This window comes from Enterococcus crotali (genome assembly GCF_000633635.1).
GTDB classification, from domain to species: Bacteria; Bacillota; Bacilli; order Lactobacillales; family Enterococcaceae; genus Enterococcus_L; species Enterococcus_L crotali.
In genome coordinates this window covers 504,344-530,438 of sequence record NZ_AYPQ01000001.1, presented here as the reverse complement: position 1 = coordinate 530,438, position 26,095 = coordinate 504,344, and the positions used below count along the sequence as shown (strand labels likewise).

The following is a 26,095-nucleotide window of genomic DNA, read 5'->3' as shown; positions in this document are numbered from 1 at the left end:
CACCACTTACCTCCAATTAAAATGTTGGGCTACAAAAACAGTAATCCCACTAGTAGCTGCAGTAACGACTGTTCCCCATATTAGATCTATGATTGTCACTAAACTAGGCCAGCCCTTTATTGTAGCAAGGTTTGTCAAATCATAGGTTGCATAACATAGCAGTCCCAGAAAAGCACCTGCTATAAGAGCGTACATCAGGCTGTCTTTTTCAAGCGCTGGATAAACAACAAAGAAGAGCATACCGACTAGATATAATACATAAAATATAGCTGCTGGCATGATTTTGGTTGGACCTAACAAGCTACCTAATTGTTCTTGATATATCTTTCGAGCAATAAAAAGCAACCAGACAAAGTCAAACACTAAAAATAGTACTGCTGCAATACTAAATAATTTCAAAAAATGATTCATCTTCTTTCCTCCTAATAAAAAATGATACGACCACCTTATCGATTGATAAGTTTATCGTACCACGTTGAAATATTTTATGAAAAAATTTTGCTTACAAAAATGATTCATCATTTGTCTTTGCTTTAATCTAAATGGATTTAGTTTAATAAAAAGAAATGTGACTAGGACATAACTCTATGAGTCACATCCTAGTCACACGGAATCGGGATAAACGAAGGGAACAGAAACAAGTCCCTTTTAATTCATTTTATTTTACGATCAATAAATCAAGACTAGCCAATGATAATGACATCGTTGCGATTCGATTAAGTTCCTTCAAGCGATTTATCTTCACTTGCTCATCTTCCACCATGACCATCGTTTCTTCAAAATACTGTTCAATCAATGGACGTAGCTCTACCAATGCTTGATAGTTCTCCGACATCGTATTTTCATTGAAGTTCTCTTCAATTTTATTTACAGCTTGGTGTAAGGCTTTCTCAGCATCATTTTCAAATAGCGCTACATCAATTTCACTTTCTTGATTTAATAACTCATGCCCTTTTTTAGCCAAGTTGATTACTCGTGTCAAAGCTTCCATTGACGGTTTAAAATCTTTATCCAGCAAATGTTTTTTGAGGATGTTCGCTGATGAAAATAGTTTCGCCAAGTCTTTTTGTTCAGAAGAAATGACTGCATCAATCACATCGTGACGCACATTTTTTGTTGCTAACAACTGACGTAGACGAGCTTTTACAAAATTAATTACTTCCTCTTGTCCGTTAGTTAACTGAATACCGTATTTTTGTTTATCTGAATTCACCGCAGCATCAATATCCATTTGCAATTGAACTAATGGGAACTGCCAGTTTTTATTTTCAACAATTCTGATTACACCATATGTTTGACGACGCAATGCATATGGATCGTTGGAACCACTAGGAATCATTCCTACAGTAAAGAATGAAAATAAACTATCTAGCTTATCAGCAATTGCCAACACAGCGCCAATCGAAGAAACAGGTAATTCACCATCACTTGATGTTGGCAAATAATGTTCACGAATTGCTTGAGCTACTGCAGGATTTTCGCCTTGAAGCAACGCATATTTTTCTCCCATGATTCCTTGTAACTCAGGAAATTCACCAACCATATTCGTGACCAAATCAAATTTATAGATTTCAGAAGCACGTTTTAAATCTGTCAATTCTTCGTTTGATAACCCTACTTCTTTGCCGATGATTTGTCCAATGATACCTACGCGTTGCATCTTTTCATAGATTGTACCAATTTTTTCATGGAAAGTTACATTTTTTAATTTATTAACACAATCTTCAATCGATAGTTTTTTATCTTCATTGTAGAAAAATTCAGCATCTTCTAAACGAGCAATCAAAACTTTTTCATTCCCTTTGATCACATTTTCAATGTGGACACTGTCACCGTTTCTAACTGAAATAAAATGCGGAAGTAACAATCCTTGGTCATTGCGTACATCAAAATAACGCTGATGTTCTTTCATAGAAGTGACTAATACTTCGTCTGGAACAGAAAGATATTTTTCATCAAAAGCACCAACGAACGCAGTTGGGTATTCAACTAAATTATTGACTTCTTCTAATAATTTTTCGTCCAAATTCAACTTCCAATTGTGTTTATCAGCTAATTGGTTTGCTTGATCAACAATCATTGCCTTTCTTTCGTTGGAATCAACGATTACAAATTGTTCTTTCATTTTTTCTTCATACTCATTTGAATGACTAACTGTTACGTCATCCCCTAAGAAACGATGCCCACGAGAACTTTTACCCGTAGTTACATCTAGTACAGAAAAGGGAATCACTTCGTCATCCAACAGTGCCACGATCCAATGAATCGGACGAATATACTCAAAATCATAGTCTGCCCAGTGCATTGTTACTGGAAATGTCAAACTTGTAATCACATTTTTCAAGCCAGCTAAAACATCGATTGTTTTTTTACCATGATTATGTTTTGTCACATAGACATATTCTACACCATTTAATTCTTTAAAAGTGATCGCCTCTGTAGTTAAACCTTGGCCTCTAACGAAGCCCTCGGCTGCCTTACTCCAATTTCCCTCAGCATCTTGCGCAATTTTTTTAGCAGGTCCTTTTACTTCTTCTTGTGTATCTTCTTGTTGCTCTGGCAATTGCGTCACACGTACGGCTAAACGTCGAGGTGTCGAAAAACTTTGAACGGTTTCGTACGTTAAGCTGTTTTCATCTAGGAATTTTACTATTTTATTTTCTAACTGTAAACGACTTGGGCTAACGATATGAGCGGGCATTTCTTCCAAGCCGATTTCAAGTAATAGGTCTTTTGCCATGTTATTTCGCCTCCTCAGTAGTTTGATTTGATTTATTTAAAAGTGGAAAACCTAATTTTTCACGTTCTGCAACAAAAATTTTAGCTACAGCTTTCGCCATATTCCGAATACGAGCTAAATATCCAGCACGTTCTGTTACTGACACTGCACCACGAGCATCCAATAAATTGAATGTATGACTACATTTTAAGATATAATCATAAGCCGGATGAACTAAACTTTCATCAATACAGCGTTTTGCTTCTTTTTCAAATTTATCAAAGTTTTCTAATAACATGTCTTGGTCACTAACCTCAAATGAATACTTTGAATGTTCATATTCAGGCTGATTGAAGATTTCTCCATATTTAACGCCTTGTGTCCATTCTAGATCGTAAACACTTTCTACTTCTTGAATGTATGAAGCAAGTCGCTCGATACCATACGTGATTTCAGAGGTAACCGGATGACAAGCTAGTCCGCCAACTTGTTGAAAATACGTAAATTGAGTAATTTCCATTCCATCAAGCCAAACTTCCCAACCAAGACCAGCACAGCCCATAGAAGGATTTTCCCAGTTATCTTCAACAAAACGGATATCGTGTGCTAAAGGATCGATGCCTAATAACTCTAAACTTTCTAAGTATAATTCCTGAATATTTTCAGGAGAAGGTTTCATGACAACTTGGAATTGGTGATGTTGGTACAAGCGATTCGGATTTTCTCCATAACGACCATCTGCAGGTCTTCTTGATGGTTCTACGTAGGCCGCATTCCAAGGTTCAGGTCCAATTGCTCTTAAAAAAGTGTACGGGCTCATCGTTCCGGCCCCTTTTTCAGTGTCATAAGCCTGCATCAGCATACAACCGTTTGAAGACCAGAATTTTTGCAATGTTAAAATCATTTCTTGTACAGTAAGTTTCTTTTCCATTATGTTCCTCCTTAAATTTAAAAACTAGAAAAATCGGCAAACAAAAAGTCCCTATGCCTCTAAGAGACATAGGGACGAATAATCGCGGTTCCACCCTACTTCCGATAATAACTATCGGCAGCTTCATTTGATCATACTCAAAAGCGCCCTTCAAAAGTTGCCTGTATCTGGCTCACACTACCCCAAATTCGCTATAACAGTCGTTCTTTTTACTCTTCTTTTTCAACGTATTTATTTAATTACTCTTTATGATAATCGTTGATTGCAGAGATGTCAAATTATATTTTCATGATTCAAAGAGCTTTTGAAAAAAATGTTCTTTTCTTTCAAAAATCATAGCCCATTCTTGATAAATCTTAGTTTCTTCCAGCTTACACTTGATGATTTTTCCATCACGAAACTCATAAATTCTAGCATTCGGAAAAAACAGTAATACAGGCGAGTGTGTCGCAATCACAAATTGTGAATCATCCTGAACTAACTCTTGCATCAATACCATCAAGTTGAGTTGTGTACTAAGTGACAAACCCGTCTCCGGTTCATCCAATAAATAAAAACCTTGACCAAAAAAGCGAGCTGCTACTAACTCATAAAATGATTCTCCTCTTGAATAAGTATGTAGTTCTCTATCAAAAAGACCCTCTTGTCCAATTCCAATTTGTTCAATATCTGTCATCAAATTATAATAAGATTCTGCTCGATAAAAGTAGCTGTCTTTGGGAAAATTGGGATATTTTACTGGCCGGCTTGCTTCAATCAAGGAGTGTTCTTCTTCATAAGAAACAAAAAGATTATTTTTTGAACCACCTTCAAGATTCAAAGCCATTAAACCTGCAATAGTTTCTATGATCGTTGATTTTCCTGAGCCATTCTCACCAATCAAAAAAGTAACAGGTGCATCAAATAGAAGTTGATCCAAATCATTTAAAATAGGCAAATTGAAAGGAAATTCCTCTGAGGTCATCAATTTATCATATTTTATTCCCTTAAGATATAGTTTCATCGTTGTGCTCACCTTTTTTTTCTCGCTTAGGTATTTTCAATGTGTCTTCCCAACTCTTCATTTGATCAATAAATTTTTTGCTTTTTAGATGAATCCCGACATACTCATCATACAATTCGTCGATCGTTTGTCTGATTGCTGCTTTCGTCTCTGACTTAACATTTATATCTTGTACCTTGTCATAAGAAATTGTCGAAAAAAGGCGAATAAAATGGACCGCTCGAGGATCAGCATGATATCGATGATTATCCAAATGCCAATGTCGTTCACATAGAACGCCGCTATACTTTGAAGAGTAATCAAATTTCCCTTGAGTCTCTTGGCAAACACTACAATGTCGCCACTCAGGCGTAATCCCAAAACGACTTAACAATTGAATTTCAAAAATATTCGTAATGATTTCGGCATCTTTATTTTCATTGAGCAAACGCAATGCCTGCTGAACAAAATAAAATAAGTTTGGATCATAAGTCCGATCTTCAATCGCTGCGTCAACCAAATTCAAAATATAAGTTGCATACGCATTGACAAAGATATCCTCTTGTATCACTCGAAGCGGATAGACTTCCTTGCTTCCATTCAGGAATGATAAGCCTTCTTCTCTAAAATCACCAATATATACCGCTTCAGTAAAAGGCAAAATAGCAGAACCGATTGGATTATTTTTACGATGAGCTCCCTTAACAAAAAACATCAGTTTACCAAAAGATTCCGTAAAAATTTTGACTAGCTTGTCTTTTTCTTTGTAATCTTTAGTAAATAAAATAATTCCTTTTGTTTCTCCTAAAGTCATCTTTTCGCCTCCCATATGTTCAAGTCTATTTTAGCAGAGATAGAAACAAAAGAACAATCCTGTATGAGTTACAGAATTGTTCCATCCATCATTAATAATCGTCTTTGCGGTAACCAAAATCTTGTAAGTGGACTTTTTTATCACGCCAGTCTTTTTGCACTTTTACCCAAAGCTCCAAGTAAACTTTATCGTCTAACAAATGCTCGATATCTTGTCTAGCCTTTGTTCCGATTTGCTTCAGCATCTTGCCACCTTTACCAATTATGATTCCTTTTTGACTATCACGTTCGACGATGATCGTTGCTTGAATACGTATTTTGTCATTCTCATCACGTTTCATCGAATCAACTACAACTGCTACAGAATGAGGAATTTCATCTCTTGTAAGCAATAATACTTTTTCACGAACTAACTCTGAAACAATAAAATATTCAGGGTGATCTGTTACTTGATCATCTGGAAAATACTGCGGTCCTTCTGGCATCTGGTCAACTAAAACATCCATCAAACGATCTACATTATTTCCTTCAGTTGCTGAAATCGGTACAACTTCTGCAAATTCCATCTGATTTGAGTAATCCTCAATAATCCCTAACAATTGATCGGGATGAACCGTATCGATTTTATTGATCACAAGATAAACAGGACTACTCATTGTTTTAAGGCGCTCGATGATAAAGTCATCTCCACGTCCTCTTTTTTGGTCAGCGCTGATCATAAACAACGTTGCATCTACTTCACGCAGAGCACTATAAGCTGTTTCAACCATAAAATCACCTAAGCGATGCTTTGGTTTATGAATACCAGGAGTATCAATGAAAACGATTTGCGCTTTTGGAACTGTATAAATTCCTTGAATCTTATTTCTAGTCGTTTGAGCTTTATCACTCATAATCGCGATTTTTTGTCCGACGATTCGATTCAGTAAAGTAGATTTCCCAACATTAGGTCGGCCTACAATTGCTACAAATCCGGATTTATGTGTTTCTGTCATTGTTTCTCTCCTCTATAATAAATCTTGCATTATTTGCCAAATTTTCGGAACAAACAACAGTGCTCCAACAACTACTGCAAAGCCAGTTGTTAGAAGAACTGCTCCTGCAGCCATATCCTTGATTTTTTTGCCAATTGGATGAAAATGAAAATCAGTGACCATATCGACCACATTTTCGAATACTGTATTAATTATTTCCATTGCTAACACCAAAAAAATTGCTAAAAGCAACCATAACCATTCTGATATGACCAACTGGAAAATAAAACCTGCAACAATAGCTACTATCCCCATAAAAACATGCGTCCGCATATTGCGTTCTTCTTTGAAAACTGTTTTTATCCCTTGAAGAGCAAACTCTAAGGATGCGACAAAATGCTTATTTTTCGTTGTTTGCTTATCTTTTGAGTCCATAGGCATCTAAGATCTCTTTCTGTAAACCAAACATTTCTTTCTCATCATCAGGTTCCATATGGTCATAACCATTTAAATGTAAAAAACCATGGACAGCTAAAAATCCTAATTCACGTTCCACAGAATGACCATATTCTGCTGCTTGTTCTACAGCTCGTTCAGTCGATATCATAATGTCACCAAGGTTTCTTGGAAACGCTGCTGCTTCATCTTCAAAAATGATCGGCAGTTCGTCTTCGCCTTCTTCCTCTAATGCAAAACTAATCACATCTGTTGGCACATCTTTGCCACGATAGTCTCGATTAATCACTTGAATCCCAGCGTTGTCCATAAATGTAACGGACATTTCCGCATCTTTAGAAATTTTCAGAAAATCTGCCGCAAATTGTAGCAGATTTTCTATTTCTTCCAAGTTTGTTTTTGATAAGTTATTCGTTTCATCAATAAATGAAATATCCATTAGTCATCTCTCTTTTCTTGTTCATCTTTCATTCGTTCAGCTTCAGATTTCATTTTTGGATACTTGATTCTTGAATGGAAAGTACTACACAAACCACTGATTAAAGATTTTTCAACAATTCTTATTTCTTTCATTGTTAAACCGCAATCGTCTAATTGTCCATCAGAAATCCGATCTTGAATGATATTGTGAACAAAGGCTTGAATTTTTTCATTGGTTGGATGATCCATCGCACGAACAGCAGCTTCGCATGTGTCGGCAATACTAACGATCCCAGCTTCTCTCGTTTGCGGTTTAGGACCGGGATAACGAAAATCAGCTTCAGAAATATCAGCATTTCGTTCTTTGGCTTTCACGTAGAAAAACTTCATTAACGTTGTACCGTGATGTTGGCGGCAAATATCGATCACCATCTCAGGCATATGATACTCTTCCAATATTTTAGCCCCATCAATCACATGTCCAAAAATAATCTGTTTACTATCTTCCGGCAACAAGAAATTGTGCGGATTTTCAGCACCAGCCGGTAAGTTTTCTACAAAGAAATTAGCATGTTTGATCTTACCGATATCATGGTAATAACAAGCAACACGCGTCAATAATGAACGTCCACCAATTTCAGCTACCGCATTCGCACTTAAACTCGCAACCATCATACTATGGTGATAGGTACCAGGAGCTTCTTCAAGTAATTGTTTCAATAACGGATGATTGGGATTACTTAATTCATTTAAAATAATCACACTGTCATCGGTTACCAATAATTCAATATACGGATGTAGTCCCATGGTAGCAAGGAAAGATAACACAGTCCCAGCTAAAGCACAAATCATCATCGTCCATGATTTACCGTCCCAAAAATTCATTCCCTGATAAATCATTAAAACAAAATCTAAGCAAACCGGAAAGATAATTACCCAGAAAACAGCGACTAATCCTTGTTCACTTATTCGCGTACGTTTGACAACTGTTGCCAACAGACCAGAAAACATGTAACTGACTAAAATAATTGTCAACGAGTTCGTTCCTATCGAATTATAAAAAACAAACAGCGAAAAAATCACTTGGAAAACAGCGGCCAAAACCCCAGCTCTTCTGCTTACAAAATAATTAAGGACAAGAGGCGTAAATGCCGCTGGAAAGAATAATGATATATACATCATTTGCTCAGTTTGGAAAATTTGGAAAAACTTCATTAACAATACGCTTAACGACATTGCACCTACATAAAACAAAACGAAGTGTCTGCGCTTGCCATCTTCTGTTACTTGTTTTGTGAAAAACAACAAAACGAACACTTGTAAAACGATCGCCAATGCCAATGCAACCATTGGAAATAATGAAGTGCTTTGATTTGTCAAACCAAGTAATTCAAGTTTTTCCATTGCTTTACTGTCTATTTGAGTTCCTTCCCGAACAATAATTTCCCCTTGATAGATCATAGATGGCGGAACTGCATCCATTGCATTTTGGCGCAATTCTTTCGTCTTTTTATCATTGGCAAAATCGTTGGCTACGATCCCTTCATTGACAACATAACGAATTTCTTGCTGCATGGCACCTGTGACATCAAGAAATTGAATTTTTTCGATTGCACTTTGACGAATATTATCCAAATCAGCTTCACGAACGTGATCTTTCATCTTTTCATCGACAATTTTTAAGCTTTCAGTCTTAACTTGCTGAATCTGATTGGCGTCTAGTGAAAAGATATTTTGATAAAAGACGTTGGGGAACTTTTGATAAAAAGAAACTTCATCTTGATCCAGCGATTCAAATTGAGCTTTTAAATTAGCAACTCTCTCTTCTACTGTTGGTTTAGGAATTGTTTCATCTTTCTTAGCCTTTGCCTTTTTCTCTTCATATTCTTTATCCGTTTTTTCATTGGCTGTCACAATCAGTTTAAATAATTTTTCGATTCGTTTATGTTGAACATCTGCTGTTTCTTCCTGATAAATATATTCAGGTGTGACTGCTTCAGCAGCTAAGTTTTTCTTCTGAGCAGTTTCATACGTATTTTCAACATTTTTATTTGCTCGAATCGTATTTTCAGCCAACTGTCCTTCTTTTATTTCTACTTTATTTTGATGGACACTTCCAAACATAATGATAAATAGAAAACATGAAAAAACAATTAACAATAAGGGAATATAGGCTTTTCCCAATTTATCACGTAATTTTAGTAACGAGTATTTCAACGGAATTCTCACTCCTTTCCGCAAATTTAAACCTATTTCTGATTTTCTTTTTCATAAGCTCGAATGATTTGCGCGACAACTGGATGCCGCACAACGTCTCCTGCATCAAAATGAACAAACGCAATTTTATCGATCGACTGCAAGGTTTTTTCTGCATGAATCAAACCGCTGGCAACACCTTTAGGCAAATCTACCTGACTTGTATCACCATTTACGATCATTCTCGAATTAAATCCCAATCTGGTCAAAAACATCTTCATTTGAGCGACAGTTGTATTTTGCGCTTCATCTAAAATAACAAACGCATCGTCCAATGTCCGTCCCCTCATGTATGCTAGGGGTGCGATTTCAATCACACCGCGTTCCATTAAGCGATTCGTATGATCCATACCAAAGACTTGGTACAATGCATCATACACTGGTCGCAGATAAGGATCAACTTTTTCTTTCAAGTCGCCAGGTAAAAAGCCTAGACTTTCACCTGCTTCAACAGCTGGACGAGTTAAAATGATCTTTTGGACTTCTCCTTTTTTTAATGCAGAAACAGCCATTACCACAGCTAAGAAGGTTTTACCTGTTCCTGCTGGACCGATTCCAAAAATAATATCACGATTTCGGACTGCATCAATATATTTTTTTTGACCGACATTTTTGATACGGATTGCTCTGCCGTGATGATCTTTTAAAATTTCTTGTTCATACATGACAACAAAGGCATCCAGATCACCACTTCTTGCCATTTTTAAAGCTGAAACCACATCTGGTGTACTTATCTTGATACCGCGTTGGATCAGTACTTGCAAAGTTTTAAGGACAGCAGCAATCAACTGTACCTCTGCCTCTTCTCCAAGTAATTGAATTGTTTCACCGCGGGTATTGATTGTTACTGCGGCATTTTCTTCTAAATATTTTATATGTTTATCATGGGTTCCTAAAAGCATACTCACGTCATCAGAATCATTTAATTTCAATTCCAATGAAATTGACTGATTTTCTGTCAAAAAACGCCCATCTCCTTTATTTTTTCATTCTCTACAATCATACCATATTATTTATTTATTAAAAAGAGAGCGGATTAAATCTATCGATTCGTTTAAGCTATTAATCAAAAGACGGTCCCTCTTCTAGTTTCTTTATCAATTATTCGAACAAAAAACCAACGGAAATCCGCTGGTTTTTTTGACTAATTCTCTTGTAGTAATTCTTTTACAATTGCATTGACCTGATTGCCGTCTGCTTTGCCTTTTACTTTAGGCATCACAGCACCCATGACTTTACCAAATTCCTTTGGTGAAGACGCTCCGGTCTGATCAATTGCCGTCTGAACGATCTGATGAATCTCTTCTTCTGAAAGTTGTTTTGGCATATATTTTTCAACAATTGCGATTTCGATTTTTACTTTGTCAGCAAGATCGTCACGTCCCGCTTTTTCAAACTCTGATAAAGAGTCTCTGCGTTGTTTCATCTCACGAGATAAAACTGTTAACTCTTCTTCTCCGTCCAAATCACGGCTAGCTTTAATCTGCTCATTTTGAATGGCTGCTTTAAGCATGCGAAGTACAGACAAAGTATCTTTATCTTTTGACTTCATTGCTGTTTTGATGTCGTCATTCAATGTTGTTAGTAATGACATACAACCAACTCCAATTCATCGAAAACTAGAATTTTTTACGTTTTCTAGCTGCTTCAGATTTTTTCTTACGCTTTACACTTGGTTTTTCGTAGAATTCACGTTTACGAGATTCTTGTAAAGTACCCGCTTTTGAAACGGAACGTTTGAAGCGACGAAGAGCATCGTCAAGAGATTCGTTTTTACGAACGACAGTTTTTGACATGTTAATTCCCTCCCTCCGAGCTTAAAAAGTAACCGTTTTTTATATTTATGAATTATTCAACATAAATAAAATACCGTTCTTAATACATTATATCGAATGGTTATTTTAACGTCAACCTTTGTATTGAAAAAATACATAAAAAAGTACCAAAATGAGTAAAGTTTTACACACATTTGTAATATTCATACTTTTTTCTGAAAAAAATGATCATCGGCACTCCTCACAGCGACCAAAAATCTCAAATCGATGTCCTTCGATTTCACATCCACTTAATTGTTCTTTGAAAAAATCCATTGGGCACATGTGAATTTCCTTGGTCTTTCCGCAAACCGTACAAATAAAATGATGATGGTGTCCTACTTTTTGACAACAATGAAAACGAAACTTTTTTTCTCCATTTAAATCCGTTGTTTCTAGTAAATCCAATGTTTCAAAATCATGTAAATTTCGATAAATCGTATCATAACTAACGCCCTGATACTCTTGATTCATAAATTCATATACTTCTCTCGCTGAAATATAGCGATTCCTTCTAATTAGATAAGTAATCATCGCTTCTCTTTTTTTTGTATATTTTAACCCGTGTTTTTTCATCACTGCTAGTGATTGTTCTACTTTGGAATTTGATTGTACCATTATGATTGCCTCCATTTTTTAAATCAGAATCATTACGAATAAGATTTATGAAGGTATGGTATAATAAATTTATAAAAAAAGCAAGAGAGGAATCATACTATGACGACAAATGAACCAAAAAAATGTGTGACAATTTTTGTTATTTCTGACTCAGCGGGTGAAACAGCTTCAAAATTAGCAGCAGCTTCTATGGCTCAGTACCCTACTGTGGACTTTTCCTTATTTAGACGAACTTTTGCGAAAGAAGAAGATAAATTGAGAAAAGCGCTTGAAGATGCGAAGCGTGAAAATGCCATGGTTTTACATACGATCGTTAATGATCGCTTAGTAAAAATTGCCAATGAATTTTTTGATGAGCATAATATGTATCACTTTGATATTTTAACCCCACCAGTGGCTGAAATCGAGCGTTTAACTGGTGTTGCACCAACTAGAGAACCTGGTGCTTTACATCATTTAAATGAAAATTATTTTAAGCGAATCGAAGCCATGGAATTTGCAGTAAAATATGACGACGGGAAAGATCCGAGAGGTTTCTTGGAAGCTGACGTGCTTTTACTTGGCGTATCTAGAACATCAAAAACACCACTTAGCCTGTTTTTAGCAAATAAAAATTTAAAAGTCGCTAACTTACCTTTGATCCCCGAAGCTCATTTACCTAAGCAACTATGGGAAACAAATCCTAAAAAAATCGTTGGCTTGACCAATGACCCAGATATCTTGAATGGTATTAGAAAAGAGCGCATGAGGACTTATGGTCTGCCTGCTGATACTTCTTATTCAGATATTGAAAAAATCAGAAAAGAGTTAGCCTTTGCTAATGATCTATATGAAAAATTAGGTTGTGTCGTCATCAACGTTGCTTCTTTATCCATTGAAGAGACAGCTTCTATGATTTTAAATGCATTGAATTTGGAAGATCATAGCTATTATGCAACAGAGTCACCTGAAGTTTAATCATCAAAAAACTAAGTGCCGTGAGATTTTTTCTCTACAAGGCACTTAGTTTTTTAAAACACTTGAATTCCTTCTTGATCAATCGATAAAACGTTGATTGCTGCAGAAATTGGTAATTTTTCTAATTCTCGAACCATTTGCTCCGTTTTTTCTTCAGGAGACAAAACTAATACTGTAGGTCCAGCACCGCTTAAAAATGCACCATAGGCTCCAACTTTATGACTAAGAGTTCGGATTTGGTCCAAATGTGGTACTAGCTTTTTGCGATAGGCTTCATGCCAACGATCTTTTTCCATCATTAATCCTGCTAAAGGTAAATTTCCATTTAAAATTGCTGCAATCATTACGTTTGCAATCGAGCTTGCTTTTACTGCTTCTTTATAAGGCATTGAAGTTGGTAGTACACTACGACTCTCAGACGTTAATAGCTGGTCATCAGGAATGTAAGCAATCACATCACACATTGGAAAATGATGCTTAACAGAATAAACCTCGTCATCGACATAGCTTGCAACAACAAAATCACCGCAAATCGCTGGAGCGACATTATCAGGATGTCCTTCAATTTCTGTGGCGATCTGAACCTTCTCTTTTTGAGATAGATTTAAATTGCCTAAACGATTCGCAAGTTCGATTCCTCCAACAATTACGCTAGAACTACTGCCTAAGCCTCTGGCTAAAGGAATATCAGACGTCATCCTTAACACTTTAGGCGCAAGATCAGGTGCGATCTTCAGCGCTGTTTGAATCAATAGATTCGTTGCATCACTGGGAATATCTGCTCCTAATGAGTGTCTGATCTGCCACTCTTGCGCGTTTTCTAGCACTTCAATATTGAGATATTGCGAAAGCGCAATGCCGCATGAGTCAAAACCCGGACCTAAATTTGCACTGGTAGCGGGAATTCTTATTTTCATAGTGCTGACACTCCATTACGTAAATGCATACGCATCTCTTCTAAATCACTCATTTTAGAAATCTTTACATCTGTTGCATTGATTGCTGTATCAGGATCTTTCAATCCATTACCAGTAAATACGGCTACGACCGTTTCACCTGGTTTGATTTTCCCACTTTTCACATGTTGAATAACACCAGCCAAAGAAGCTGCTGAGCCTGGTTCTACAAATACGCCATCTTGTGCAGCTACTTTGCGGTAAGCATTTAAGATTTCTTCATCTGTTACAGAATCGATATGTCCTTTTGATTCATCACGCGCAGCTTCTGCTAATTTCCAGCTGGCTGGATTACCGATACGAATGGCTGTTGCAATAGTTTCAGGCTGTTCAATGACTTCACCTTTTACGATTGCTGCTGCACCTTCTGCTTCAAAACCATGCATTCTTGGTAAAAGAGTGCCTTTTTTCTCATGCCATTCTTTGAATCCTTTCCAATAGGCAGAAATATTCCCTGCATTTCCGACTGGAATTGCTAAAACATCAGGCGCTTTTCCAAGTTGTTCACAGACTTCAAAGGCTGCCGTTTTTTGACCTTCTAATCGATATGGATTCACTGAATTTACTAAAGCGACTGCTTCTGTTTCAGCAATATCACGAACAGCTTTCAGCGCTTCATCAAAGTTTCCTGGAATTGAGATGATATCCGCTCCATAAATGATTGCTTGAGCCAGTTTGCCCATTGCAATTTTCCCATCTGGAATAACCACATATGCTTTAACACCAGCTCTAGTTGCATAAGCCGCAGCAGCTGCACTGGTATTGCCTGTAGATGCACAAACGATGGCTTTTGCTCCTTCTTCAACTGCTTTAGCAACAGCCATGACCATCCCGCGGTCTTTAAATGATCCTGTTGGATTTAAACCTTCATATTTTCCGTATAAAGTAATGCCTAGTTCTTTTGACAAACTATGCAAAGGAATCAACGGTGTATTTCCTTCTGCTAATGAAATCATTGGTGTCTGTTCTGTGATGGGCAAGTATTCTTTATATTGTTTTAATAAGCCTTCGTACATTTCTTTAATCCTCCAATACTTTGAATGTATTTAATAGTTCAAAATCAGCTGCTAACTTGATTTCTTTTGTCACTTGCTTCATTTGTTCTTTTGTAATGGTGTGTGTGATCGCAACGATCCTAGCTCTGGTACCATCAGATTTTTGCTGGACCAATTGATCAAAGCTGACATTTGCTTCGGTCATAATTTGGGTCAATTTTAAAATTTGTCCACGACGATCGGGGACTTCGATAGAAAAATAATATTTTCCGGAATTGTGTTATCTGCTGCTAATTTTGTATCGTGCTGATAGGAATTGAACATGTGACCCGTTGTGCCCAATCGAATATTTTTAGCGATTGTAATAATATCACTAACCACACTTGTTGCCGTCGGTTTAGCTCCAGCTCCTGGACCGTAGTACATGGATTCACCAACGCCAGAGCTGTCTATAAAGACTGCATTAAATTCATTGCGAACAGAAGCGATTGGATGAGATTTTGCGACTAACATTGGACCAACTTCAACCGCGATACTACCATCTTGATTTTCGGACGAACCGATCAATTTTACTTCATAGCCTAATTGAGCAGCCATTTCAACGTCATCTAAAGATAATCCGCGAATGCCGCGAGTATCTACTTGATCCAAGCTAATATTCATTCCAAATGCAAATTGACTTAAAATGACCATCTTGTAAGCAGCGTCGATTCCATCTACATCATTGGTCGGATCAGATTCAGCAAAGCCTAATTCTTGAGCTTCTTTTAGAGCCAACTCATACGTTTTTTTCTCAGATACCATTTGTGTCAACATATAATTAGTCGTTCCGTTTACGATGCCCAACACTTTTTGAATGTTATCTGCTGCTAAGCTATTAGCAATTGTCCGCAAAATAGGAATGCCGCCAGCAACACTTGCTTCATAATATAAATCACAGTGATTCTTTTGCGCTAAGGCGACTAGTTCACTACCATGTTGTGCTAAAAGGTCTTTATTTGCAGTCACGATATGTTTACCATTTTCTAGTGCTTTGGTGATGAAGGTTTTAGCTGGTTCTACTTTTCCTATCAATTCTACAATAATTTTGATTTCATCATCATTGATGATCTCATCGATATCTGTCGTCAGCTGAATATCAAACTTCTCAGCTAGACATTTTTTTTCTTCTTCGTCACGTACAAGCGCTTTTGAAATAGCGATTTCCATTCCCGTCACTTGAGAAATTTTTTCTTGATGCTCTTGTAAAATCGTCGGTACACCAGACCCCACAGTACCTAGTCCAAGTAAACCAATGTTTAATTTTTCCTTCATCCTTATTCCTCCAACTATAAAATTAGAAACATTTCATCTTATTCTAATAAAACATGTTTCTAGTATACCCAACTGACATAAAAAAAACTAGCCTTTTCTTAGAATTTCCTAAGGAAATCAAAGAAAAGGTGAGTTATTGGTGTTTGATATGTTCGAATGTTTGGTTGAGAATATCGATAACATGATGATCATCCAAGGTGTAATAAATCGTCTTTCCCTCTCGTCTTGACCTTACAACGTGACTGTCTCGTAGCAATTTTAATTGGTGAGAAACCGCTGATTGCTCCATAGAAAGCTGCTCACCAATTGCTGTCACATTTAACTCTCCTTGCTTTAGCAAAAGCAAAATTCGTAATCTGGTCGGATCACTCAACACTTTGTATAACTGACTTACTTTTTGAATCTCATCTATTTCTTTCATCGCTGAGCTTCCTTTCGTATTTTCCTCTTGCCTATTATAGCAAATTTTTTTCAGAAGAGGCTAAATTTTTTCTTTCATCATTAAAAAAAGAGGGTGAGTTTGATGTGCACTCTAAATCCAAATAAACGTCGAGAAAAAAGCTGCTCCTCTTATCACTCGGAGCTAAACACTTTTATCCCGACCTCAACAAATCATTTGAATAGACAGTTGAATCTACCACAGTTTCTACTTATTTTTACATTGAAGATTTCACTTATCAATTTACTCTTTTGTGTTCAATTTTAACTGTTTGCTTGTTTAACGGCATCAATCACTGCATATCTAAAACCGTTTTTCTCTAAAGCCGTCACGCCTTTGATCGTACTGCCGCCAGGTGAGGTCACACCGTCTTTTAATTCTCCAGGATGTTTCTTTGTTTCAATCGCTAATTTAGCAGAGCCTAACATCATCTGTGCGACAACTTCATATGAAAGAGTTCGCGGCATCCCTTCGAGTACAGCGCCATCAGCTAAAGCTTCCATAAATATATCTACAAACGCAGGACTACACCCAGCCACTGTGCCAAAAGTTCCAAGAATCCGTTCGCTAACTTCTTCAACTTTTCCCAATGATTCCAAGACATGCCTTGCTTCAGCTTTGGCTTCAACTGGCATCTCTTTTGCGAAGACTGCTCCGATCATTCCTGCATTAACACTGACAGGCGTGTTAGGAATAGCATGAACAACATGAATTTTAGTTCCTAGTACAGCTTGAGCATCTTCTACTGTATGTCCTGTAGCAACTGAAATCAGGATCGTTTCATCAGACATAAACGGTGCTGCCTGTTTTAAGATCTCTAAAACAATGTTTGCACCTGTAGCGATAAAAATGATTTTACATTCTTTAAATGCATCATATTCTTTGATCAATTGAAAACCTAGCTTTTGCTGTAAGTTTTCCGCTGTACCGCTTGAGCCACCTTTAACAAATAAATTTTCTGGCACTACCGTTTCAGCCTTTAAAAGACCTTCGATCATTGCACTGCCCATGTGTCCTGCTCCGATAAATCCAATATTCATACTCTCACTCCTTATAAATTTTAAAAAATGAAAGGACTGAATAAGGCCTTGATCCAGCTTTTCAGTCCCAGTCATTTTTATTTAGTTAATGCATTAACTGCCTGTTCAAAATCACTGATTTTCCGATCGGCTTCAGCCTGTGAACTAGCCTTCGTTGCCAAATAAAACTTGATTTTCGGTTCCGTTCCTGAAGGACGTATAGCAATCCAGCTTCCATCTTCTAAAAAGTACTTTAACACATCTGCCGGTGGAGTCGTTAATGTTTCAACTTTTCCATCAGCTGATGTTTTAGTTAATTCTTTGAAGTCTTCTGTTTGGATTACTTTGATATCGGCAAATGAAGCCGGTGCTTCTTCACGGAATTTTTTCATCAAGGCTTTGATCTTTTCGCTTCCTTCAATACCGCTCAATGTAACCGAGATTGTTTTCTCTTCGAAATAACCGTATTCTTCAAAAATATCTTGTAATCCGTCATAAAGTGTTTTCCCTTGTTTCTTGTAGAAAGCCGCAACTTCCGCCAATAAAACTAACGCCTGGATCGCATCTTTGTCACGAACAAATGATTTTACAAGATAACCATAACTTTCTTCAAAACCAAACATGAATGTTTGTGAGTGATCCATTTCATATTGCTCGATTTTTTCTGCTATAAATTTAAATCCTGTTAAAACATTGACCATTTTTGTTTTGTATTTTGCTGTAATCGCCGTAGCTAATTCACTAGACACGATCGATTTCAAAACAACTGCATTTTCTGGTAGTGTTCCAGCTTGTTTGTGCGCTTCTAGAATGTATTGAATCATGATCGAACCAAGTTGATTTCCTGTCAAGACTTGATACTCTCCATTAGGTAAACGGACTGCTGCTCCTAAACGATCAGCATCAGGATCTGTTGCAATCAACAAATCAGCCCCTTCTTTTTCACCCAAACGAATCGCATATTCAAAAGCTGAATGCTCTTCAGGATTTGGCGACTTGACTGTTGTAAAATCAGGGTCGGCAATTGCCTGTTCCGGCACAAGAACAAATTTTTCAAAACCGGCTTGTTTTAAGGCTTTTTCGCCTAGCATTTTCCCTGTACCATGTAATGGTGTATAAACAAGTTTTAATTCTTTGCCCATTTCATTGATCAACTCTTGGTTAATTGTAACAGTCTTAACTTCTTTCAAGTAAGCCGTATCAACTTCTTCACCAATAATTGTGATCAAATCGTTCTGTTTTGCTTGTTCATCTGTTAACACATCCACTTTCAACGGATTTTCAACTTCACGAACATATTTCGTTAATGCATCCGCATCCGCTGGAGGCATCTGTCCGCCATCGGCACCATACACTTTATAACCGTTATATGCTGCCGGATTGTGGGATGCAGTGATCATGATCCCTGAAAATGCATTTAAGTACCGAACTGCAAATGACAACTCTGGCGTTGGCCGTAAACTTTCAAAAACAAATGCTGGAATACCATGTTGCGCTAGTGTTTTTGCAGCTTCCATTGCAAATTCTGGTGACATATGACGAGAATCATAAGCAATCGCAACACCACGACGTTTTGTTTCAGCTCCTTCAGCATCCATAAAACGTGCTAAACCTTCAGTTGCTTGACGAATCGTAAAAATATTCATTCGATTGATTCCTGCACCAAGAATCCCACGCATTCCTGCTGTTCCGAACTCTAAGGGTGCATAAAAAGCATCCTCGCATTTTTCTGGGTCGTCTTTTAGATCCTTTAGTTCTTTTTTTAAATTCTCTGGTATGTTTTCTTCATTTATCCACTGTTCATAGACTTGTTCCCAAGACATGTTAGCACCTCTTTTTTCATTTGTTTTCTTACCCACTAATAAGTATATCATTCTAGAGCTTTTGAGGAAAGCGATGCCTAAAAAGAATCGACACTTTACTTACTTCAATAAACCTTGTAATTGCAATAGTTGATCTGTAATCATTTGCGGTTCTGCTGCAAAGTAATCAGAAAATTTTTGACTCCATCGTTTTGTTTCCCTTGCTTCGCCAAATTTTTCCATAGTTACGTTATACTTTTCAATCAAGGAATACGTGTACGGCTGATAGTTATTGTAATGGATAACGGCAGCTTCTGGTAAACGAGGTTTGACGTTCATCTCTACAATTGGTTTACCAATACTTAAACCAAATAATGGAAATGTATGGTCAGGTAAACCTAACAACTCTGTGATCTCTTTTCCATGTTTACGAATACTGCCTACAACAACTGAACCTAATTCCAGACTTTCAGCCGCGATAACCGCATTTTCAAGTGCTAAAGCAGCATCTGTCGTAGCCAAAATAATCGGTTCAATGCTTTCGTCAATAAAATAGGTACTTTCATGAGCCTCACTAACCATTTTCGTCCGATGAAGATCACCAATAAAAAGTAAAAAGACGGAACTTTTTAGCATATGCGGATTTCCTGGATTCCATTTAACCAATTGCTCACGAATGTCTCTATCTTGGATGACAACAATACTGTAAAACTGTCCATTCATCCAACTTGGTGCTTGTCTGGCTGCGTCCAAGATCATTTGTAACTCTTCTTTTGGTATAACATGATTCTCGTCAAAATCACGATAACTGCGGCGACTTGTTAATAGTTTTATTGTGTTATTCATAGTAAATTCCTCCATTTTAATCCTATTTTATCACAATGTATTTGAATCAACCCAAATTTTTTGCGTGATTTTCAGCAATTTTTCTTTAAAGATTGGCAATTTTGCCTCGTCTACTCGAGAGAAATTTATCCGGATGCTATCTTGTTTTTCACTAAAAAAGAAACTAGGCGCAATCAATAATCCTTCTTGCAAAAAAATCGACCAGTCTTTTTGTCGGAGATTTCCTTGTTTCCATTTTGCCCATATATAAAAACCGCCTTTAGGCATGGCCACTTCCCATTCATTCATTTGATCAATCACCTCGAATACAGCTTTTCCTCTTTCTTCTAAGGTTTTCTTTAGATAAACAACATTTTTTTGAAAGTCCTCATCTGTTAAAGCTAAATTTGCTAGTAATTGTGGGAAAATACTTAAGGTAAAATCCATCATTTTCCGAGCTTCAGCTAACTGTTGATTTACGGAAGTTGGAGCACTCAACCACCCTATTTTAGTAGTTGAACCTAGTATTTTTGAAAGGGAACCAATGTACAGTACATTTTCCGGGTCTAATTTTTTGAGCGGCGGGATTTGATCAGTAGAATCAAAATTTAATTTAGCAAACACGTCATCCTCTAAAATCGGTATTTGGTAGTCTTGACATAGTGCAATCAACGCTTTTCTACGTTTCATCGTCATTGTCTTGCCTGTAGGATTTTGAAACGACGGATTTACCATGACCATTTTGATTCGATGTTGCCTAATGACTTTTTCAAGAGACTCAAGAGCAATACCTTCTTGATCCAACTTCACGCCATATAAACGAATGCCAGCGGCTTGAAAAATCGGAAGTGCATAAAGAAAAGACGGATCTTCAATCGCAACACTGTCACCTGATTGGAGTAATACTTGCAAAATCAAAAATAGCGCTTGCTGCGCACCCGATGTGATCAAAAGACTTTCAGGCGGAAGTGAAAAACCATAGTCTTTTTCCGTTTCACGGCTGATTGATTGTCGTAACGGAAGATACCCCAAATCCTCTTGCTGTTCTTCTTCTAAAAAATGTTTCCAGGTCAGTGGAGGAAATGAAAAGCTTGGGATAAGATCCAACGGCAGTTCGCCTGTATACAAGTCTAAAATATCATCATTAGATTGTTTGATCAGTTGCTCGATTTGTTCTGTAAAAGGATCGACTTTAGAAAATGCATTTTGCTCTAAATAACGTCGCCAATCAGTTCGAGGCGTTGTACTGATCCCCCATTTCCCCTCATTAACGATTGTTCCACTTCCTTGTTTTCTGACGATCCAGCCCAATGAAACAAGTTCATCTAGTGCATGAACAACCGTTGAACGATTGACCCCAAAATAGACCGCTAATTTTCTTTCTGATGGTAAACGTTCTCCTGGGAGAAGATCTCCATTTTTTATATATGACAATATTAATTCAATGATGCTTACATAAACTGGAACGCCTTTTTCTTTATTCAGTGACCACATGTTGTGCCTCCTGCTTGTTTTTTTTATGTATAAAGTGAGCGTCTATTTCCTTACTAGTTCAAATTCGGTGAATGAGCAAGGTACGTGATTTTACTTGGCTTATACTGGATAGTGACGATTCACATCGTTCTTCGTGATTCATTTCTAAGAATCAACTCTCGCTTTGCTCGTCTTGTACTGCTCAGCATTGATTCACTTCGTTCTTCGTGATTCATTTCTAAGGATCAACTCTCGCTTTGCTCGTCTTGTACTGCTCATCATCGATTCACTTCGTTCTTCGTGATTCGCAGCAATTGGATGACCTGAAAATAACCCAATTGGCTGTTTTTGTCAACTTATGTTTGTTTTACAATACACATATCAAAATATTTTTGAATAGGGGTTTGACAATGATCAAAAAAGTATTGACAGTTGCTGGTTCAGATTCTAGCGGCGGTGCAGGGATTCAAGCGGATTTAAAGACGTTTGAAGAATATGGAACATTTGGATTTTCAGCTTTAACAAGTATCGTAACAATGGATCCTGATGAAGGTTGGAGTCATTTAGTTACTCCGATTGAACCAGCTCTAGTAGAAAAACAATTAAAAACAATATTTGCTGGCGGTGCTCTGGATGCGATGAAAACAGGAATGCTTGGTACAATTGAAGCGATTGAGATCACTCGGACTTATATTGATAAATTTGCAATGGAAAATATCGTGATCGATCCCGTAATGGCTTGTAAAGGAACTAGTGAATTATTACAACCGGAAAATGTTGCTGCAATGACCCGTTTATTACTACCTAAGGCAACTGTGACCACACCAAATTTAGTCGAAGCTGGCATTTTATCTGGGATGGGGGACTTAACTTCCGTCGATCAAATGAAAGAAGCAGCTAAAAAGATCATTGATTTAGGGCCCAAAAATGTTGTGATCAAAGGTGGGCATCGGTTAAAAACGGATAAAGCAATCGATCTATTTTATGATGGTAGTGATTTTACGGTTTTTGAAAACGAGCTATTTTCGACTGATTACAATCATGGCGCAGGTTGTACTTTCGCCGCAGCTGTAACTGCTGGTCTTGCAAAAGGCTATTCAGTCGTTGATGCTGTGTCATTAGCTAAAAAATTCGTAGCTGAAGCAATCAAAAATGGGCAAAAAATCAATCCTTTTCTGGGTCATGTCTGGCATGGTGCTTATAATCATGCTGAAAAACGCATGACAGAAAAGTAAGGAGTGCTAGCATGAAGAAACAAAGTTCAACAACTTCTATTGTATTAGTTGGTTTATTTGCGGCATTGACCGTACTTGGAACCATGATCAAAATCCCTATGCCGACTGGTGCATTTGCTCACTTAGGCAACTCAGTATTATTGTTAGCTGTACTTTTGATTGGCTACAAAAAAGGAGCGCTAGCTGGTGGGCTAGGATTTGCTATCTTTGATGTTTTAAATGGCTTTGCAGCAGAAGCACCTTACTTTATTTTAGAAAGTTTCATTGTTGGAGGTGCTGCTGCTTTGATGATTGTATTTTTCCGTCACAACATCGACACCTTTGGGAAAGTTATTGTGATTGCGTCAGTAACAGGAATTGCTAAGATTATTATGACTCAACTAAAAAATACTGGAATGGGGCTTCTTGCTGGAGCAGATTTTTCAGTTGCTTTTGCAAGCGGCCTATCTAAATTGCCAGCAACACTGATTAATGTTGTAACGACAATCTTGATTGTAACACTTGTTTATTTCCCCTTAAAAAAAGCGATGCACGTCATTTTTTCAAGGCAATCATTTTAATTTTTGTATAAAAACTCCGCATATTCCAGGGATTTCCCGAAATATGCGGAGCATCTTTTTATTCATTATTAGTAAAAATACTTTCTATTATCCAAAAAGCGATTCCCGCTACTGGAAAAATAGTCCAGCCTGTTCCCCAATTTCCTAAGAGAAATCCTTGTAACAAAAAGATCGCAGTCACTATCGGCCAGTAAATTTTTTCAAGTGTTTGTAACCATATTGGCCTCTTACTGTTTCGTTCTGCTTTAGCATTTGGCCCCAGCTTAGCATCATCTGAAATAAAGTAAGTCTGTTCAAGTATTCTTGTAAAACTTCCCATAATCACGCCGCCAAAAATAAAGAAGAAAACGCCAAAAGAGGCTATTAGCATTAAACAAGCAGCACCAAAATATTCTGCATCATATATTGTGGTAAAAAAAACAACGGGTATTACTGCTAAAATACACAACACTACGCCAGATACCATACAAAAAATATATGAGCGCTGAAACGTTTCTCTTTTTTTCTTTATTTCACTCTTTAGCTGAATAGGAATAAGGCGATCATCTAATTTTTTATTTATGTTCGTTATACTTGTTCCTGAAATAATAAATAATGGGACACCAATCGCCGCCCCTAGGAAGATAAATAGTACACCAAATCCTTCAGCAATACCTTCTCCGTAAAATTCCATACTAGCTAAAAGAGTAGCAATTCCTAACATGATAACCATTACACCTAAGCCTATAAGTGTTGCAGCTCTATGGTAAATTTTCAAAAATACCGTTGCTTCATTTATTGTAATTTCATCTAATTCAAACCCTTTTTCATCTATAAAATCTTGTCTTATATTCATTTCTTCCAGTAATTCATCGATCGAGCCAAACTCTGAAATCACGCCACCAATTGCTTCATTTTCAGATTTCCCTTGACTTTTTAGATCTTCGTAACGATCTTCTGCACTGGCTAATAAATCTTCTCTTAATTGTTTTGTTTGACTAGTTTCAGTTATTCCTAAAAATAGACTGTCAATATAATCCTTAATAGTTTTCATGATTTCTCCTCCTTGATAAAACGCTCCACAACTTTTTTTGTCAGTACCCACTCCGCTATTTTTTCTTCTAAATAGGCTTGCCCAGATGATGTGATTCTATAATATGTTCTCTTTTTACCATGCGTAATTTGGCCGGGAAATGATTGGATAAATCCATTTTTTTCTAAACGGTTAAAAGCTGAATACAATGTCGTTTCCTTAATCGAATAGTTATTTTCAGAAATTTCTGTGATTCTTTTCGAAATCGCATAACCATATGAATCACCTTCCTGCAATACAGATAAAATGAATGTATCATTATACCCTCTGATTGCATCGCTGCCGATCATTGAATCACCTCCAATTACTTCATCTAACGTACTACGTCTGTCGTTGTAATTACTATACCACGATTACTACGACAGGTAAAGTAAAAATAATTAAAATAAAAAAGAAGCGCAAAATACGCTTCTTTCTTAGTGTGCATCTTAGTTTAAATTGTATCGCCATTAAAAATTGAATTCTTCACAATTACATAGTCTACTTTGCGGATTGCTTCCAGATCACGACCGCCAGCATAAGAAATCGATGACTGTAAATCCTGCTGCATTTCAACTAACGTATCAGCCAAGCTGCCTTTATGTTGAATCCAAATTTTCTTTCCTTCGACGTTTTTCTTTTCCCCTTTTTGGAATTCAGAAGCGCTGCCGAAGTATTCCTTGTAAACAACTCCATTTTCCACTTTTGTTTCGCCTGGGGATTCTTCGTGACCTGCAAATAATGAACCGATCATGACCATCGTCGCACCAAAACGAACTGATTTTGCTACATCTCCTGGGGTACGAATCCCGCCATCAGCAATGATTGGTTTTCTTGCTGCTTTGGCACACCAACGTAAGGCTGCTAATTGCCAGCCGCCAGTACCAAAACCTGTTTTGATTTTTGTGATACAAACTTTACCGGGTCCGATACCCACTTTCGTTGCATCCGCTCCAGCATTTTCCAATTCACGAACGGCTTCTGGTGTCCCTACATTTCCAGCAATAACAAAAGTGTCTGGCAAATGTTTTTTTAAGTGTTGAATCATATTGATCACTGCATTAGAATGACCATGAGCAATATCGATCGTTACATAATCGGGAACCAAATTACGTTTAGCTAACTCTTCTACAAAACCATATTCAGCCTCTTTGACCCCTACACTGATCGAAGTGATCAAACCTTTAGCGTTCATCTTTTCAATAAATGGAATTCGAGCATTCTCGTCAAAGCGATGCATGATATAAAAATAATCATTTTTTGCTAAAAATTCTGCGATTTCTTCATCAATGATCGTTTGCATATTCGCTGGAACGACCGGCATTTTAAAGGTATGCTTACCTAATTTCACAACTGTATCGCATTCAGAACGACTATTTACAATACATTTATTGGGAATCAATTGGACATCTTCGTAATCAAAAACTTTCATACTCTATTGCCTCCTAGCAAATTCTATTAAAACACGCAAAAACACGAACAATAC

26 protein-coding genes, 1 pseudogene and 1 other annotated feature are annotated in these 26,095 nt (G+C 37.1%); of the genes and pseudogenes, 3 read left to right on the top strand and 24 right to left on the bottom strand.

Annotated elements, in window-relative coordinates:
• Positions 1-6 precede the first annotated feature (6 nt).
• The 13 genes from V192_RS0102550 to V192_RS0102490 all read right to left on the bottom strand — a co-directional run bounded on the left by V192_RS0102550 (position 7) and on the right by V192_RS0102490 (position 11,983).
• Positions 7-411 (bottom strand): DUF2177 family protein, encoded by a 405-nt coding sequence (locus V192_RS0102550; protein ID WP_025868811.1) that lies wholly within the window; start codon positions 409-411, stop codon positions 7-9.
• A gap of 247 nt (positions 412-658) precedes the next feature.
• The gene (gene glyS / locus V192_RS0102545) at positions 659-2,740 is read right to left on the bottom strand and encodes a glycine--tRNA ligase subunit beta (RefSeq protein ID WP_025868810.1); all 2,082 of its coding nucleotides are present in this window, start codon (positions 2,738-2,740) and stop codon (positions 659-661) included.
• Position 2,741: 1 nt separating this feature from the next.
• On the bottom strand, positions 2,742-3,650 hold the full coding sequence (gene glyQ, locus V192_RS0102540) for a glycine--tRNA ligase subunit alpha (protein WP_025868809.1): 909 nt from the start codon (positions 3,648-3,650) through the stop codon (positions 2,742-2,744).
• Between the two features lie 67 nt (positions 3,651-3,717).
• Positions 3,718-3,885: a binding site (T-box leader), on the bottom strand.
• Positions 3,886-3,936: 51 nt separating this feature from the next.
• A complete protein-coding gene (locus V192_RS0102535) occupies positions 3,937-4,653 on the bottom strand; it encodes an AAA family ATPase (protein WP_025868808.1) in 717 nt (238 codons plus the stop codon).
• The gene (gene recO, locus V192_RS0102530; protein WP_025868807.1) at positions 4,637-5,446 is read right to left on the bottom strand and encodes a DNA repair protein RecO; all 810 of its coding nucleotides are present in this window, start codon (positions 5,444-5,446) and stop codon (positions 4,637-4,639) included. Before recO ends, V192_RS0102535 begins: the two co-directional genes overlap by 17 nt.
• 91 nt (positions 5,447-5,537) lie before the next feature.
• Entirely contained in the window at positions 5,538-6,440 is a 903-nt protein-coding gene (gene era, locus V192_RS0102525; RefSeq protein WP_025868806.1) for a GTPase Era, read from the bottom strand.
• 12 nt (positions 6,441-6,452) lie between these two features.
• Complete coding sequence (locus V192_RS0102520; protein WP_025868805.1) at positions 6,453-6,854, bottom strand: diacylglycerol kinase family protein; 402 nt, start codon at positions 6,852-6,854, stop codon at positions 6,453-6,455.
• The gene (gene ybeY / locus V192_RS0102515; RefSeq protein WP_025868804.1) at positions 6,838-7,314 is read right to left on the bottom strand and encodes an rRNA maturation RNase YbeY; all 477 of its coding nucleotides are present in this window, start codon (positions 7,312-7,314) and stop codon (positions 6,838-6,840) included. The genes V192_RS0102520 and ybeY overlap by 17 nt, the downstream gene beginning before the upstream one ends.
• Positions 7,314-9,512, bottom strand: coding sequence for an HD family phosphohydrolase (locus tag V192_RS0102510; RefSeq protein ID WP_025868803.1), 2,199 nt, complete (start codon positions 9,510-9,512; stop codon positions 7,314-7,316). Before V192_RS0102510 ends, ybeY begins: the two co-directional genes overlap by 1 nt.
• Positions 9,513-9,544: 32 nt before the next feature.
• Complete coding sequence (locus V192_RS0102505; protein ID WP_025868802.1) at positions 9,545-10,513, bottom strand: PhoH family protein; 969 nt, start codon at positions 10,511-10,513, stop codon at positions 9,545-9,547.
• A gap of 182 nt (positions 10,514-10,695) precedes the next feature.
• Positions 10,696-11,145, bottom strand: a complete 450-nt coding sequence (locus tag V192_RS0102500) for a GatB/YqeY domain-containing protein (protein ID WP_025868801.1) — start codon at positions 11,143-11,145, stop codon at positions 10,696-10,698.
• A gap of 25 nt (positions 11,146-11,170) precedes the next feature.
• Positions 11,171-11,347, bottom strand: coding sequence for a 30S ribosomal protein S21 (rpsU, locus tag V192_RS0102495; RefSeq protein ID WP_002356740.1), 177 nt, complete (start codon positions 11,345-11,347; stop codon positions 11,171-11,173).
• Positions 11,348-11,554: 207 nt separating this feature from the next.
• Positions 11,555-11,983 carry a Fur family transcriptional regulator gene (locus tag V192_RS0102490; protein WP_025868800.1) on the bottom strand — a complete coding sequence of 143 codons (429 nt, stop codon included), beginning with the start codon at positions 11,981-11,983 and terminating at the stop codon, positions 11,555-11,557.
• 99 nt (positions 11,984-12,082) lie between these two features.
• Here V192_RS0102490 and V192_RS0102485 point away from each other — a divergent pair, with 99 nt between their 5' ends.
• Complete coding sequence (locus V192_RS0102485) at positions 12,083-12,940, top strand: pyruvate, water dikinase regulatory protein (protein WP_025868799.1); 858 nt, start codon at positions 12,083-12,085, stop codon at positions 12,938-12,940.
• A gap of 53 nt (positions 12,941-12,993) precedes the next feature.
• Here the strand turns inward: V192_RS0102485 and thrB are convergent, their stop codons facing one another.
• From thrB to V192_RS0102445, 8 genes and pseudogenes are all read right to left on the bottom strand, one after another.
• Positions 12,994-13,857: a homoserine kinase gene (gene thrB, locus V192_RS0102480; protein WP_025868798.1), complete on the bottom strand. Its 864-nt coding sequence runs from the start codon at positions 13,855-13,857 to the stop codon at positions 12,994-12,996.
• The gene (thrC, locus tag V192_RS0102475) at positions 13,854-14,912 is read right to left on the bottom strand and encodes a threonine synthase (RefSeq protein ID WP_025868797.1); all 1,059 of its coding nucleotides are present in this window, start codon (positions 14,910-14,912) and stop codon (positions 13,854-13,856) included. Before thrC ends, thrB begins: the two co-directional genes overlap by 4 nt.
• Positions 14,913-14,916: 4 nt before the next feature.
• Positions 14,917-16,205 (bottom strand): annotated as a pseudogene (locus V192_RS19070) (homoserine dehydrogenase).
• A gap of 133 nt (positions 16,206-16,338) precedes the next feature.
• On the bottom strand, positions 16,339-16,626 hold the full coding sequence (locus V192_RS0102465; protein WP_025868796.1) for an ArsR/SmtB family transcription factor: 288 nt from the start codon (positions 16,624-16,626) through the stop codon (positions 16,339-16,341).
• Positions 16,627-16,907: 281 nt separating this feature from the next.
• Positions 16,908-17,684, bottom strand: coding sequence for a pyrroline-5-carboxylate reductase (gene proC / locus V192_RS0102460; RefSeq protein WP_025868795.1), 777 nt, complete (start codon positions 17,682-17,684; stop codon positions 16,908-16,910).
• A gap of 77 nt (positions 17,685-17,761) precedes the next feature.
• Positions 17,762-19,486 carry a phospho-sugar mutase gene (locus tag V192_RS0102455; protein WP_035010706.1) on the bottom strand — a complete coding sequence of 575 codons (1,725 nt, stop codon included), beginning with the start codon at positions 19,484-19,486 and terminating at the stop codon, positions 17,762-17,764.
• A gap of 99 nt (positions 19,487-19,585) precedes the next feature.
• On the bottom strand, positions 19,586-20,311 hold the full coding sequence (locus V192_RS0102450) for a nitroreductase family protein (protein WP_025868793.1): 726 nt from the start codon (positions 20,309-20,311) through the stop codon (positions 19,586-19,588).
• A gap of 30 nt (positions 20,312-20,341) precedes the next feature.
• Positions 20,342-21,784, bottom strand: coding sequence for an aminotransferase-like domain-containing protein (locus V192_RS0102445; protein ID WP_025868792.1), 1,443 nt, complete (start codon positions 21,782-21,784; stop codon positions 20,342-20,344).
• 389 nt (positions 21,785-22,173) lie between these two features.
• Here V192_RS0102445 and thiD point away from each other — a divergent pair, with 389 nt between their 5' ends.
• Together thiD and V192_RS0102435 are read left to right on the top strand one after the other, a co-directional pair.
• Positions 22,174-22,998, top strand: a complete 825-nt coding sequence (gene thiD / locus V192_RS0102440) for a bifunctional hydroxymethylpyrimidine kinase/phosphomethylpyrimidine kinase (RefSeq protein ID WP_025868791.1) — start codon at positions 22,174-22,176, stop codon at positions 22,996-22,998.
• Positions 22,999-23,009: 11 nt separating this feature from the next.
• The gene (locus V192_RS0102435; protein ID WP_025868790.1) at positions 23,010-23,558 is read left to right on the top strand and encodes an ECF transporter S component; all 549 of its coding nucleotides are present in this window, start codon (positions 23,010-23,012) and stop codon (positions 23,556-23,558) included.
• A gap of 58 nt (positions 23,559-23,616) precedes the next feature.
• Here the strand turns inward: V192_RS0102435 and V192_RS0102430 are convergent, their stop codons facing one another.
• The 3 genes from V192_RS0102430 to guaC form a co-directional block, all read right to left on the bottom strand.
• Positions 23,617-24,591 carry a permease prefix domain 1-containing protein gene (locus tag V192_RS0102430; protein WP_025868789.1) on the bottom strand — a complete coding sequence of 325 codons (975 nt, stop codon included), beginning with the start codon at positions 24,589-24,591 and terminating at the stop codon, positions 23,617-23,619.
• Positions 24,588-24,920 (bottom strand): PadR family transcriptional regulator, encoded by a 333-nt coding sequence (locus tag V192_RS0102425; RefSeq protein ID WP_025868788.1) that lies wholly within the window; start codon positions 24,918-24,920, stop codon positions 24,588-24,590. The genes V192_RS0102430 and V192_RS0102425 overlap by 4 nt, the downstream gene beginning before the upstream one ends.
• A 143-nt stretch (positions 24,921-25,063) precedes the next feature.
• Positions 25,064-26,041 (bottom strand): GMP reductase, encoded by a 978-nt coding sequence (guaC, locus tag V192_RS0102420; protein ID WP_025868787.1) that lies wholly within the window; start codon positions 26,039-26,041, stop codon positions 25,064-25,066.
• Between the last annotated feature and the right edge of the window lie 54 nt (positions 26,042-26,095).

Bases quoted from the DNA above. Each gene is read 5' to 3' on its own strand.
- V192_RS0102550 (WP_025868811.1), bottom strand. From the start codon at position 411: ATGAATCATTTTTTGAAATTATTTAGTATTGCAGCAGTACTATTTTTA.
- glyS (WP_025868810.1), bottom strand. From the start codon at position 2,740: ATGGCAAAAGACCTATTACTTGAAATCGGCTTGGAAGAAATGCCCGCT.
- glyQ (WP_025868809.1), bottom strand. From the start codon at position 3,650: ATGGAAAAGAAACTTACTGTACAAGAAATGATTTTAACATTGCAAAAA.
- V192_RS0102535 (WP_025868808.1), bottom strand. From the start codon at position 4,653: ATGAAACTATATCTTAAGGGAATAAAATATGATAAATTGATGACCTCA.
- recO (WP_025868807.1), bottom strand. From the start codon at position 5,446: ATGACTTTAGGAGAAACAAAAGGAATTATTTTATTTACTAAAGATTAC.
- era (WP_025868806.1), bottom strand. From the start codon at position 6,440: ATGACAGAAACACATAAATCCGGATTTGTAGCAATTGTAGGCCGACCT.
- V192_RS0102520 (WP_025868805.1), bottom strand. From the start codon at position 6,854: ATGGACTCAAAAGATAAGCAAACAACGAAAAATAAGCATTTTGTCGCA.
- ybeY (WP_025868804.1), bottom strand. From the start codon at position 7,314: ATGGATATTTCATTTATTGATGAAACGAATAACTTATCAAAAACAAAC.
- V192_RS0102500 (WP_025868801.1), bottom strand. From the start codon at position 11,145: ATGTCATTACTAACAACATTGAATGACGACATCAAAACAGCAATGAAG.
- rpsU (WP_002356740.1), bottom strand. From the start codon at position 11,347: ATGTCAAAAACTGTCGTTCGTAAAAACGAATCTCTTGACGATGCTCTT.
- V192_RS0102490 (WP_025868800.1), bottom strand. From the start codon at position 11,983: ATGGTACAATCAAATTCCAAAGTAGAACAATCACTAGCAGTGATGAAA.
- V192_RS0102485 (WP_025868799.1), top strand. From the start codon at position 12,083: ATGACGACAAATGAACCAAAAAAATGTGTGACAATTTTTGTTATTTCT.
- thrB (WP_025868798.1), bottom strand. From the start codon at position 13,857: ATGAAAATAAGAATTCCCGCTACCAGTGCAAATTTAGGTCCGGGTTTT.
- thrC (WP_025868797.1), bottom strand. From the start codon at position 14,912: ATGTACGAAGGCTTATTAAAACAATATAAAGAATACTTGCCCATCACA.
- V192_RS0102465 (WP_025868796.1), bottom strand. From the start codon at position 16,626: ATGAAAGAAATAGATGAGATTCAAAAAGTAAGTCAGTTATACAAAGTG.
- proC (WP_025868795.1), bottom strand. From the start codon at position 17,684: ATGAATATTGGATTTATCGGAGCAGGACACATGGGCAGTGCAATGATC.
- V192_RS0102455 (WP_035010706.1), bottom strand. From the start codon at position 19,486: ATGTCTTGGGAACAAGTCTATGAACAGTGGATAAATGAAGAAAACATA.
- V192_RS0102450 (WP_025868793.1), bottom strand. From the start codon at position 20,311: ATGAATAACACAATAAAACTATTAACAAGTCGCCGCAGTTATCGTGAT.
- V192_RS0102445 (WP_025868792.1), bottom strand. From the start codon at position 21,784: ATGTGGTCACTGAATAAAGAAAAAGGCGTTCCAGTTTATGTAAGCATC.
- thiD (WP_025868791.1), top strand. From the start codon at position 22,174: ATGATCAAAAAAGTATTGACAGTTGCTGGTTCAGATTCTAGCGGCGGT.
- V192_RS0102435 (WP_025868790.1), top strand. From the start codon at position 23,010: ATGAAGAAACAAAGTTCAACAACTTCTATTGTATTAGTTGGTTTATTT.
- V192_RS0102430 (WP_025868789.1), bottom strand. From the start codon at position 24,591: ATGAAAACTATTAAGGATTATATTGACAGTCTATTTTTAGGAATAACT.
- V192_RS0102425 (WP_025868788.1), bottom strand. From the start codon at position 24,920: ATGATCGGCAGCGATGCAATCAGAGGGTATAATGATACATTCATTTTA.
- guaC (WP_025868787.1), bottom strand. From the start codon at position 26,041: ATGAAAGTTTTTGATTACGAAGATGTCCAATTGATTCCCAATAAATGT.